Origin of the sequence: Chthonobacter rhizosphaerae, from assembly GCF_013839525.1 — a bacterium.
Classification (GTDB): domain Bacteria; phylum Pseudomonadota; class Alphaproteobacteria; order Rhizobiales; family Pleomorphomonadaceae; genus Chthonobacter; species Chthonobacter rhizosphaerae.
In genome coordinates, this window is record NZ_JACDIS010000007.1 from 274739 (window position 1) to 286825 (window position 12087).

The following is a 12087-nucleotide window of genomic DNA, read 5'->3' on the forward strand; positions in this document are numbered from 1 at the left end:
GCCGCTCGTACGTCTGGAGGATATCCTGACAACGCCGAGCGGATCCGGCGCTACTCGAATGGCTTCGATCGCGACACGCTGGAAAGAAGCGACATGGCCTATGATGCCGTCGAGCGATGCCTCGGACGCATCTCCGAAGCGGCAACCAAGCTCGGGTCTTGGGCGGAGGATCAAGCGCCGGATTAGCCCTGGAAGGCGCTCAGGAGCCTCGGCAACATCCTCCGCCACGACTACGACGGCATTCTGAGGGATCGCGTCATCGACATGGTCGTCACCGATCTGCCGGGGCTGGTCGTCGTCGTCCAGGGTATCCTGGAGCGGAATGCCCCGGCCTCCCTCCTCACCCGAACACCACCGTCTTCACCCCGTTGATGAACACCCGCCGCTCCACGTGCGCCTTCACGGCGCGGGCGAGCACACGCGCCTCGATGTCGCGGCCCTTGATCATCAGCGTCTCGGCGCTGTCCGCGTGGGTCACCCGCTCGGCGTCCTGCTCGATGATCGGCCCCTCGTCCAGGTCGCCGGTCACATAGTGGGCCGTGGCGCCGATCAGCTTCACGCCGCGCCGGTGCGCCTGGCTGTAGGGGGCGGCGCCCTTGAAGGCCGGCAGGAAGGAGTGGTGGATGTTGATCGCCCGCCCGGAGATCCGCTGCGACGCCGCGTCGGAGAGCACCTGCATGTAGCGTGCGAGCACGACGAGATCCGCCTTCACCTCGTCTACCAGGGCGAACAGGCGCTCCTCCTGGGCCGCCTTGGTCTCCGGGGTCACCGGCCAATGGTGGAAGGGGATGCCGTGGCTCTCCGCCGTGCCGCGGCTCATCTGGTGGTTGGAGACGATCGCCACGATCTCCACCGGCAGGGCGCCCATCCGGGAGCGATAGAGCAGGTCCTGAAGGCAGTGGTCGAACTTCGACACCATCACGACGAGCCGCGCCTTGGCGGCGCTGTCCACCACGTCCCACGTCATCTCGAACCGCTTGGCGATGGCGCCGAGCGCGCCCTTCACGTCGCCGGCCATCACGCCGGCCGGCGCCTGGAACAGCACGCGCATGAAGAAGCGGCCGGTCTCGGCGTCGCCATACTGGTGGCTCTCCACGATGTTGCCGCCCGCGTTGGCGAGTGTGGAGGCGACGCCGGCCACGATGCCGGGCTTGTCGTCGCACGACAGGGTCAGGATGAAACGGGTCTCGGCGGGAGTTTCGGTGCTCATGGGGGACAGGGTGGACATGGGGGACGGTCTTTTGGTCTGTGTTGATCGGCCGACCGTGAGGTTCACGGTTTTCCGCCCCCGCTTCTAGTCCGAACGCGACCGGTACGCAGCATCCGCCGTCGCTTTCGCGGCGGAATCCATCAAAGCCTTCACGGCTCCGGCGGAACGGTCTAAGACCCTCTCGAAAAGTCCCGACGCGAGACCCGAAATGCCCGTCACCGCCTTCGCCGACCGCTTCGCCAAGCTTGCCGCCGCCCGATCGCCGCTCTGCGTCGGCATCGATCCGGCGCCGGAAACCCTGAAGCTCTGGGACCTGCCCTATTCCGCCGAAGGCGTCCGCGTGTTCGGCCTGGAGATGGTGGAAGCCCTCGGCGACCGGATCGGCGTGTTCAAGCCCCAGGTCGCCTTCTACGAACGGTTCGGCTGGCGGGGCCTGAAGGCGCTCGAGGAGGTCGTGAGCCACATCCGCTCCGCCGACGCCCTGGCGCTCGCCGACGTCAAGCGCATGGACATCGGCCACACCCTGGAAGCCTACGCCGCCGCCTGGCTCGGCGACGACGCGGGCCTGCCGGTGGACGCGATCACCCTCGGCGCCTACATGGGGTCCGGCTCGCTCCGTCCGGTGGTCCAGCGCGCGATCGCGGCGGGCGCCGGCCTCTTCGTCGTGGTCCGCTCGTCGAACCCGGACGGCATCGTGCTGCAGAACGCCCGCCAGGAGGACGACCGAACCGTGGCCGACGCGCTCGCCGACGATCTCACCGCCTTCAACGCCGCCCACCTCACCGGCGAGAGGATCGGTCCCGTGGGCGCCGTCGTCGGGGCCACCCTCGACGATGCCGACGCGGTGCTGGAGCGGCTCGGCACGTCGCTCATCCTGGCGCCCGGCATCGGCGCGCAAGGCGCCACCATGAAGGATGTGCGCCTGCGCTTCGGCTCCGCCGCCTCCAGGCGCACGCTTCCCACCGTCTCGCGCCAGATCGGCCACGCCGGGCCGACCCGCGCCCGCATCCGCGAGGTGACCGATGGCCTCCGCGACGAGGCGTTCGCCCTTCGCGGCTGACCTCCAGGTCCGCGGCCCTCAGCCCCATCCGTTCCGGACAGATCGCTCGCTCATGGCTTCGCCTCCCGTCCTCTTCCTGAAGAACACCCGCCTCACCTTCGGGGCGACTCCGCTCCTCACCGGGGCGGACCTCGTCGTCGGCGAGGGTGACCGCATCACGCTCGTGGGCCGCAACGGGTCGGGCAAGTCCACGCTCCTCAAGATCGCCGCCGGCCTCGTGGAAGCCGATGACGGCGAACGTTTCGTCCAGCCCGGCAAGACGATCCGCTACCTGCCGCAGGAGCCGGACCTTTCCGCCTACGCGAACACGCTCGCCTATGTGGAGGCCGGTCTCGGCCCGGGCGACGACGCCTACCGCGCCCAGTATCTCCTCACCGAGCTCGGCCTCACCGGCGAGGAGAAGCCCGCCGGCCTTTCCGGCGGCGAGGCGCGCCGGGCGGCCCTCGCCCGCGTGCTCGCCCCGGAGCCCGACATCCTGCTCCTCGACGAACCCACCAACCACCTGGACCTGCCCGCCATCGAGTGGCTGGAGAGCGAGCTGAAGTCGCTCCGCTCCGCCCTCGTGCTGATCTCCCACGACCGGCGCTTCCTGGAGAACCTGTCGCGCACCACGGTCTGGCTCGACCGCGGCGTCACACGCACCCTCGAGCGCGGCTTCGCCCATTTCGAGGATTGGCGCGACGAGGTGCTCGCCGAGGAGGAACGGGAACTCCAGAAGCTCGACCAGCGCATCAAGGCCGAGGAGCACTGGATGCGCTACGGCGTCACCGCCCGGCGCAAGCGCAACGTCCGACGCGTCGGTCTCCTGGCCGACATGCGCCGCCAGAAGCGGGAGCACCGCGGCCCCACAGGGGCCGTCAGGATGGAGGCGGCCCAGGCGGAAGCCGGCTCCAAGCTGGTGATCGAGGCGAAGGGCCTCTCCAAGAGCTACGCCGGGCGGCCGATCGTGTCGGACTTCTCCACCCGCGTCGCCCGCGGCGACCGGATCGGCATCCTCGGCCCCAACGGCGCCGGCAAGACCACGCTCCTGCGTCTCCTCACCGGCGACCTGGAGCCGGACGCCGGCACGGTGAAGCTCGGCATCTCTTTGGAGATGCAGACCCTCGACCAGCGCCGCGCCAGCCTCGACCCGAACACCACGCTCGCCGACGCCCTCACCGACGGCAAGGGCGACTGGGTGGTGATCGGCGAGGAGAAGCGCCACGTCATCGGCTACATGAAGGACTTCCTGTTCACGCCCGAACAGGCCCGCACGCCCCTGTCCGCCCTCTCCGGCGGCGAACGGGGTCGCGTCATGTTGGCACGCGCGCTCGCCCGGCCGTCCAACCTCCTCGTCCTCGACGAGCCCACCAACGACCTGGACCTGGAGACCCTCGATCTCCTGGAGGATCTGCTCGGCGACTATGCCGGCACGGTGATCGTGGTCAGCCACGACCGCGACTTCATCGACCGGGTGGTGACGTCCGTGATCATGGCCGAGGGTGACGGGCGCTGGACGGAGTATGCGGGCGGTTACAGCGACATGGTCGCCCAGCGCGGGAAGGGCGTCGAGGCCCGCCGGGCGCCGGACGAAGAGCGGACCACGCGGCCGTCGCAGCAGACTACGGCTCCCCAGAAGACCCGATCGAAGCTGTCGTTCAAGGACAAGCATGCCCTGGAGACGCTTCCGGGCCGGATCGAGGCTCTGACCGCCAAGGCCGCCAAGCTCAAGGCAGAACTCGCCGACCCGGCTCTCTACGGGACCGATCACGGGAAGTTTTCTCGAACGGCCAATCTCCTCGCAAATACGGAAGCGGAAATTGCATCCATGGAGGAGGAATGGTTGAGGCTTGAAATGCTCCGTGAGGAGCTGGGCTGAGCCCGCGAATCTATCTAGGCTCGATCTCCAACGCCGTGTAAATCTCTAAGCTACTATACGCACATCTACTTATTGGCCCGACCTGTACTGCACTGCAGCAAACTTGTCGGCATTATCAACAGAAATGGAACTTTAACAGGTGCGTGGTCCACTCCAGGTCGGCCTTGAAGGTTGATTGAAGGGGGGACCATGTTCGGTCTGGCGAAGAAATCGGTCGGCGCAAACCCGGCGTCGTCCGGCACCGGCTCCGAGGAGATCCGGGCGCTTGCGGCGGCAAGCGAGGCTCAGCTGTCCGCCGCGCACAAGGATCTTGCCGATCTCAGGGGCCGGCTTTCGGTCGACTTCGGGCAGACGGTGGACCTCTCCGTCAACATGAGCGAGCTCATGTGCCTGATGGCCTGGTCGAACGGCAACGTCCGCAAACTGTCCGGCGAGACGGTGGCGATTTCCGGCGCCGTCGAGGAGATGGCCCGGACGATCCAGAATATCGCCGAACTGAGCGAGGGCGCCCAGCAGCGATCCAGCGACGCCCGCGAACTGGTCGGCGTCGGCGCCGCCAGGGCACAGTCCGCCGGCCGCGCCATGTCGGAGATCTCCGCCGCGTTCAGCGGTCTCGACGAGCGCATGCAGATGCTCGGCAGCGCCACCGAGTCGATCGGCGGCTTCGCCAAGGAGATCGAGAACATCTCCAGCCAGACCAAGCTCCTCGCCCTCAACGCCACCATCGAGGCGGCGCGCGCCGGCGAGGCGGGCCGCGGCTTCGCGGTCGTGGCCGCCGAGGTGAAGGCCCTGTCGGAGGAGACGTCCAAGACCACCGAGCTCATCCGGGGGCAGCTCTCCACCCTCGCCGACGTCATGCAGTCCATGCTGCACGCCATGGCCGAAGGCGGCTCCAAGGTCCGTGACGGCGCCGCCACCTTCGAGGCGGTCGTCAACGACATGGAGAGCATCCAGGGCTGCGTCGGCGAGGTGAACGGGTCGATCGGCTCGATCGCCAGCATGCTGGCGGACCAGCAGAACGCGACCGAGTCCATCGCCAAGAGCCTGACCGAGATCGCGCGGCTCGCCGGCCAGAACGAGACCGATACCAAGAGCTCCGCCAACTACATCGAGAAGGCCGAGCAGCTTCTCGGCCGCAAGCTGGACGACGCCCGCGCCCTCGGCATCAGCGGCATGAACGAGCGGCGCATGCGCGCCGACCACATGCGCTGGAAGCGGAGCCTCGCGGAATGCCTCGTCGGGCTGAGGCCGCTGGATCCGCGCAGCTTCGGCACCCGCAACAAGCCCCTCGGCGAAGCCTACGACCTCGTCACCGATCCGGAGGTCCGCTCCCATCCGGCGTTCCGCGCGCTGGCGCCCATGGCCGACTCCATGGCACAGGACGCCGCCCGCATGGTGCAGGAGGTCTCCGGCGGCAACATGGGCAAGGCGATCGACCACTATGTGGCGATGGACAAGACGTCCACGGAAGCCATGCAGAAGATCGTGGACCTCGCCCGGTCGCTCGGCCTGCCCACCTGAGCCCACGGTTTCGGCCTGCGTCGCGCCGTCGAGCCTTGATCGTGCCCAACTTGGGCGTTGAATGGGTCCCCGTTCGACGAGATCAGGGGCCTCCGCTTCGTGACGCACTTCCGATCCTGCCTGCTCGCCATCCTCGTGGTGGTCTTCGCCGCCCTCGGCGGAGCCTCGGCCCAGACCATCCCGGGCCTTCCGGGGTTCGCCAAGCCGGCCGAGCCGGAGGCGGCCGACGGGGCCGAGCCGAACGCGCTCACCTCGCAGGAGGCCGCCGACGCGCTCATCAAGGTCCTGAACGACGAGGCGGCGCGCACCCGGCTGGTTGAGGAGCTCAGCCGTCTCGCCAAGCCGGCCGACGCCCCCGCGGCGCCGGCGCCGGGCGCCGCCCCCGCTCCCGGCCAGGCAGCCGCCCCGGCGCCCCCCGCCGTCTCGCCGCCGCTCGATCTCACCGACGACACCCTCGCCCGCGAACTCGGCGAATACACCCAGAGCCTCGCCCGCGAGATCTCCGACTTCGTCACCAAGATCTGGCGCGGGCTCGCCAACCTGTTCCGTCTCTTCAACGGCTCCATGGAGATCGACTGGAACCGGGTCGGCCAGGAGGTGGTCCCTCTCCTCGGGCTCGTCCTGGTCGCCTTCTTCACCCTCTATACGATCCGCTGGTTCGCCCAGTGGCCGATGAACAGGCTCGCCGACCTCGCCGCCGAAAGCGGTCAACCCGTCAACCGGGTGGTGCTCGCCATCATGGCGACAGCGCTCGACCTCATCATCGTCGGACTCAGCTGGGTGGCGGCCGGCACCTATCTGGTCGCCAACACCGCCGGCACCCGCATTGACCTCATCGAGAGCCTGTTCCTCAACGCCTTCGCGCTCATCGAGGTCACCAAGGTGGTGGTCCGGGCCGTCTTCCAGCCGCGCCGTCCGGCGCTGCGGGTGTTTCCGATCACCGACGCCACCGCCCGCTACTGGAACTGGTGGATCGCGCGCCTGATCGGCTTCCTAGGTTACGGCGTCATGCTGGTGGTCCCGATCGTGAACTCCACCATCGCCTTCGCGGTCGGCCTCGGGGTGCGCCTCGCCATCGTGCTCATCGCCCTCGTCACCACCATTACCCTGGTGCTGCGCAACCGCGCCCGGGTGCGCGACGGCCTGATCGACGCCGCCATGCTGATCCGCGGCGGCGCCCTCTCCGCCTCGCTGGCGGTGGCCGCCCGCGCCTGGCACCTGTTCGTCATCTCCTACGTGCTCGTCGCCTTCGCCATCTGGGTCAGCCGCCCGTTCGACGCGGTCAGCTACATGGCGACCGCCACGGTCCAGACACTCGTCATCATCGTGCTCGGCGGTGGCCTGATGAGCCTCATGTCGCGCGCCATCACCGGCGGCATCCGCCTGCCGGCCGACATCAAGCGCGCGCTGCCTCTTCTTGAGAACCGCCTCAACCTCCTGATCCCGAGCTTCCTCGGCGTTCTCAGGATCCTGATGTTCATCGTCGTGGTCGCGGCCATCCTGCAGGCCTGGGAGGTCATCGACGTCGCCGGCTGGATGGAGACCGAGCCCGGCCGGGCCCTCGTCGGCCGCATCATCACGGCGCTCATCATCGTGGTGATCGCCATGGTGATCTGGATCGCCGCCACCTCCTGGATCGAGTACCGGCTCAACCCCGCATCCGGCCGCGTCTCCACGGCGCGCGCCCGCACCCTGTTCTCCCTGTTCCGGAACGCCTTCTCGATCCTCCTCGTGGTCATCACCACCATGCTGGCCCTGTCGGAGCTCGGCGTCGACATCGCCCCGCTCATCGCCGGCGCGGGCGTGCTCGGCCTGGCGGTCGGCTTCGGCTCCCAGAAGCTCGTCCAGGACATCATCACCGGCGCCTTCATCCAGTTCGAGAACGCCATGAACGAAGGCGACGTGGTGACCGTCTTCAACATCTCCGGCGTGGTGGAGCGGCTCACCATCCGCTCCGTCGGCCTGCGCGACGTGAACGGCGTCTACCACGTGATCCCCTTCTCCTCCGTGGACAGCGTCTCCAACGCGATGCGCGGGTTCGCCTTCCACGTGGCCGACGTGTCTGTCGCCTACAAGGAGAACATCCCCGAGGTGAAGCGCCTCATGGGCGTCGCCTTCGAGCGCCTGATGGCGACGCCCCATGGCGCGCACATCCTGGAACCGCTGGAGATGAACGGCGTGATGCAGCTGACCGACAATGCGGTCGTCATCCGCGGCCGCATCAAGACGGTGCCCGGTCAGCAGTGGGGCGTCGGCCGTGCCTACACGGAGTTCGTCAAGGAGGTGTTCGACGAGAACGGCGTCGAGATCCCCTTCCCCCAGCAGACGGTCTGGTTCGGGCACCCGAAGGGCTCCGGCGAGCCGGATCTCCGGGTGCTGGCCGAGGACACCGGCCGGGACGGCTCCGAACGCCCCGCCCGCAGCCCCCGGCCGCGCCGCCGCAAGCCCACGCCCCTCGACACGGTCGACGTCCCCGACAGCCCCCGCAAGCGCGACGAGGACGCCGAGGACGAGGCCGACGACATGGCCCACCGGTGACGATGAGGCGACTTACCCCCTTGACGGATCTGCCGTCTCGGGCTTTCTGCTCGGCGCCGGTCTCGATTTCCGTCCACGGCTCGCACATCGAGGACACCGTTCTGTCATACCGCTGCCGACTGGGCAGCCTACACCGTCGATGGACGCCGCGCCCCTGAGGCGCCTTGGAGGTAATCGAGGTCGTGTTGCAGCCCGTCGACGAGAAACCGGACGCGCGGTCCGTCGAGGCCGGCTCGGTGCATCGCCTGATCCGCTGGGCCGGTCCCGTCGTCGCCATCGGGCTGATCGTGTCCGCCTCCTTCGTGCTGTGGCAGATGATCACCTCCATGTCCTACGCGGACGTGGAGCGGGCGATCCTCACCATGTCGCCCTGGCGAATCGCGGCGAGCTTCCTGTTCACCGGCCTCGGCCTCGTGTCCCTCGCCTGCTACGACCTGATCGCCGTGCAGGTGATCAGCCGCAAGCCTGTGCTCAGCAACCGTCGCGCGGCGCTCGGCAGCCTGATCGCCAACATCTTCGCCAACGTGCTCGGCCTGCCGCTCCTGTCCGGCGGCTCCGCCCGCTATCGCATCTACTCCATGGTGGGCGCGGGCCTCTCCGTCGTCGGGCGCCTGATCGCCATGAGCTGGATGACCATGTGGTCCGGCATCGTGGCCGTGCTCGGCTTCAGCCTCGCCCTGGAGCCCGGCCGCGCCGAGGCCGTGTTCGGACACCACGCGGTCGACCGGCTGATCGGCGTCGTCCTCATCCTCCTCGTCGTCGGCTTCGTGGTCTGGGTCGGCAGCAAGCGCCGCGCCGTTCGTCTCGGCGGCTGGACCGTGCGCCTGCCGAACGCCTGGATGGCCGTCGGGATGATCGCCGTCGGGGCGGTCGATCTCGTCGCCGCCGCCGCGGCGCTGTGGGTGCTGCTGCCGGCCGACGCCGCGCCGGACCTCGCCCGCTACATCGTGGCCTATTCGGTCGGCCTCATCGCCGGCATCGCCTCCAACACCCCGGGCGGCATCGGGGTGTTCGAGGCGGCGCTCGTCACCGGCCTCGGCATCGCCGAACGTCCGGACGTCGCCGCCGCCCTCATCCTGTTCCGGATGATCTATTTCGTCGTCCCGCTCGTCCTGGCGCTCGCCCTCCTCGGCGCCATCGAGGTCCGGCACCGGCGGCAGACGCGCGAGCGGATCGCCTTCGGCGACGACTACGCCGACTGACGAGCCCCCGCCGGCTGCCCCGCTCCCGATCGCCCCGCCGCCATCCGATCGCGCCCGCGAGACTTTCCGGCGGCGCGCCATCCGTGCTATCCGGATCGTCCCGGACCGGACCCGGGCATGGCCGCCCTCGCGCCCGCCTCCCAGGCGGGTGAGCCGAGGGGCTTCGGCGCCCACCCGTCCGGTCGTCCCGAGACCGCCCGCACCATGTCCCTGTCCGCAACCGCTTCGGCGGGTCCGTCGCCGAATGCCTTCGCCTACCGGCCGTTCGTCTATTACTGGTTGAGCCGGACCCTCGGCACCTTCGGCGTCCAGATCGTGTCGGTCTGCGTCGGCTGGAAGGTCTACGACCTTACCCGCGACCCGCTCTCCCTCGGCATCGTGGGCCTTGTCCAGTTCCTGCCGGCCCTCGCGCTCGTCCTCTTCACCGGCGCCGTCGCGGACCGCTACAGCCGCCGCAAGATCATGGCCGTCTGCATCGCGGCCGAATTCCTCTGCACCGCCGTGCTCTACTGGGTCGGCCACGCCGGCCTGACGGAGGTCTGGCCCATCTATCTCACGCTCGTCGCCATCGGCGTCGCGCGCGCCTTCTTCGGCCCCGCCATGCAGGCCCTCGTCCCGAACCTCGTGCCGAGCGAGGCGCTCGCCAACGCGATCGCGTGGAATTCCTCGTCCTGGCAGATCGCCGCCATCACCGGTCCGGTGCTCGGCGGCCTCCTCTACGGCGTGTCCGAGTTCGCCGCCTACGGCACCGCCCTCGTCATCCTCCTCGCCGCCGGCGTGCTCATCCTCATGGTGCCGAAGCAGCCGCGCACGCCCGCCACCGAGGAGAAGACCTGGGACACGGTCTCGGCCGGCTTCCGCTACGTGTTCACCAACCGCATCGTGCTCGGCGCCATCTCGCTCGATCTCTTCGCCGTCCTCCTCGGCGGCGCGGTCGCCCTGATGCCCGTTTACGCCCGCGACATCCTGGAGGTCGGCCCCTGGGGCCTCGGCCTGATGCGCGCCGCGCCGGGCGTCGGCGCTCTCGTGGTCGCGGCCGCTCTGGGGCTGAGGCCGATCGGCAGCCATGCCGGTCTGTGGATGTTCGTGGCGGTGGCGGGTTTCGGCCTGTCCACCATCGTGTTCGGCCTGTCCGGAACCGCCTGGGTCAGCATCGCGGCCCTCGCCCTCATGGGCGCCACCGACATGGTGTCCGTCTATGTGCGCGAGACCATGATCCAGCTCGCCACGCCCGACGACGTGCGCGGTCGCGTCAACGCGGTCAACATGGTGTTCGTGGGCGCGTCCAACGAACTCGGCGAGTTCCGCGCCGGCGTCTCCGCCGCCCTGATCGGGGTCGTGCCGGCGGTGGTGTTCGGCGGCGTCGGCACCGTGGCGGTCGCCGCCCTGTGGGCGCGCTGGTTCCCGGAGCTCCGCCGCGTCCAGCGCCTCGACGGCCATTAAGGAGGGGTTGCATCAGCGGCCTCGCTCCGGCCCACGTCACCCGCGCTCCCCGACGTCGCCCCGCGGATTCCCACGACGCGAGGACGTCCCCGAACTTGTTGCCGGACCGCCACGACCCGGCCCGGTTCTGCCCGCCGCCACCGGCCGGGAACCGGAAGCCCCGCCCGGCGCTTCTGCCCCGGATACCCGGTTCCCGTTCGACGCCCCGGAGCGCAGTCCCATGCCCCCCGAAACCCATTCTGGTCTGGCACGACAGGCAGCGCCGAGCCACCCGCCTCTCCTGCCGTCCGACTGGGACGGCGTCCGGCTCGTGGCATTCGACGTGGACGGAACGCTCTACCGCCAGCGCCCGCTCCGGCTGCGCATGGCGCTCGACGTGCTCCTCCATGCGGCGCGGTCCCGCAATGGCCAGGTCATCGCGACGCTTCGCGCCTATCGCAGGATCCGCGAGCGCCTCGGCGAGGAGGAGCGGGAGGACTTCGACCCGGTCCTCATCGCCGAAACCGCAGCCGTCGCCGGCCTACCTGCGGACAGGGTGCGGGAGATCGCCACCGAATGGATGGAGACGCGTCCGCTCCGCCACCTCGCCGCCTGCCGCTATCCAGGTCTGACGGAACTGTTCGAGGGCCTGCGCCGGCGCGGCAAGACCATCGGCGTCCTGTCCGACTATCCGGCCCGCGACAAGCTCGAGGTTCTCGGCCTCTTCGCTGACCACGTCTTCAGCGCCGTCGACGACGGCGTCCGCATGCTGAAGCCGCATCCGCGCGGCCTGGAGGTCCTGATGAAGGCCGCCGGCGCCACGCCGGACACGACCGTCCTGATCGGTGACCGCATGGAGCGCGACGGCCTCATGGCCGCGCGAGCCGGCGCCCGCGCCCTCCTGCGCTCCGACAAGCCCATCCCGAACTGGCAAACCTTCCGCCGCTACGACGACCCGATCTTCCACCCGGTCCTCAAGCGCTGACCCAAGACCGCGCAACCCGCAACACCGCGCCGACGCAACAAAGCACCGACCACCCCGCCCCCGAGCCGACTCCACGGATGCCTCGCCCGCCGCCGCTGCGCCACCGCCCACCGGCAAATCGCCACCTAACCTCTCCCCCCTCCCCGCAGCCGTCATGGTGCGCGTCTGGCGCACCGTCCACGCATTCGTCGGCCGCCGCTCGAGAATGTCCCGCGGAGCAGCAGGCGTTCCCTCCGACGACCCGCGCCGTCATGGTGCGCGTCTGGCGCACCATCCACGCATTCGTCGGCC

The 12087-nt window shown here is 69.4% G+C and carries 8 protein-coding genes and 1 pseudogene; 8 read left to right on the forward strand and 1 reads right to left on the reverse strand.

Translation table 11 applies throughout. The annotated features are described in order from the left end of the window. Positions 1–42 precede the first annotated feature (42 nt). Positions 43–372: pseudogene (locus tag HND91_RS23365) on the forward strand (HepT-like ribonuclease domain-containing protein). Here the strand turns inward: HND91_RS23365 and purU are convergent. Then, positions 341–1228 (reverse strand): formyltetrahydrofolate deformylase, encoded by an 888-nt coding sequence (gene purU, locus HND91_RS14975; RefSeq protein ID WP_246329491.1) that lies wholly within the window; start codon positions 1226–1228, stop codon positions 341–343. The pseudogene HND91_RS23365 and the gene purU overlap by 32 nt on opposite strands. 190 nt (positions 1229–1418) lie before the next feature. Here purU and pyrF point away from each other — a divergent pair, with 190 nt between their 5' ends. The 7 genes from pyrF to HND91_RS15010 all read left to right on the forward strand — a co-directional run bounded on the left by pyrF (position 1419) and on the right by HND91_RS15010 (position 11796). After that, entirely contained in the window at positions 1419–2270 is an 852-nt protein-coding gene (gene pyrF / locus HND91_RS14980) for an orotidine-5'-phosphate decarboxylase (RefSeq protein ID WP_181707393.1), read from the forward strand. A 52-nt stretch (positions 2271–2322) separates the two neighbouring features. After that, positions 2323–4128, forward strand: a complete 1806-nt coding sequence (locus tag HND91_RS14985; protein ID WP_181707394.1) for an ABC-F family ATP-binding cassette domain-containing protein — start codon at positions 2323–2325, stop codon at positions 4126–4128. 189 nt (positions 4129–4317) lie between these two features. Next, positions 4318–5649, forward strand: coding sequence for a methyl-accepting chemotaxis protein (locus tag HND91_RS14990; protein WP_181707395.1), 1332 nt, complete (start codon positions 4318–4320; stop codon positions 5647–5649). 99 nt (positions 5650–5748) lie between these two features. Continuing rightward, positions 5749–8187, forward strand: coding sequence for a mechanosensitive ion channel domain-containing protein (locus HND91_RS23240; protein WP_181707396.1), 2439 nt, complete (start codon positions 5749–5751; stop codon positions 8185–8187). 182 nt (positions 8188–8369) lie between these two features. Continuing rightward, a complete protein-coding gene (locus HND91_RS15000) occupies positions 8370–9389 on the forward strand; it encodes a putative bifunctional lysylphosphatidylglycerol flippase/synthetase (protein WP_181707397.1) in 1020 nt (339 codons plus the stop codon). Positions 9390–9593: 204 nt separating this feature from the next. Then, positions 9594–10832 carry an MFS transporter gene (locus HND91_RS15005; protein ID WP_181707417.1) on the forward strand — a complete coding sequence of 413 codons (1239 nt, stop codon included), beginning with the start codon at positions 9594–9596 and terminating at the stop codon, positions 10830–10832. Positions 10833–11052: 220 nt separating this feature from the next. Beyond that, on the forward strand, positions 11053–11796 hold the full coding sequence (locus HND91_RS15010; RefSeq protein WP_181707398.1) for an HAD family hydrolase: 744 nt from the start codon (positions 11053–11055) through the stop codon (positions 11794–11796). The last annotated feature ends 291 nt before the right edge of the window (positions 11797–12087 follow it).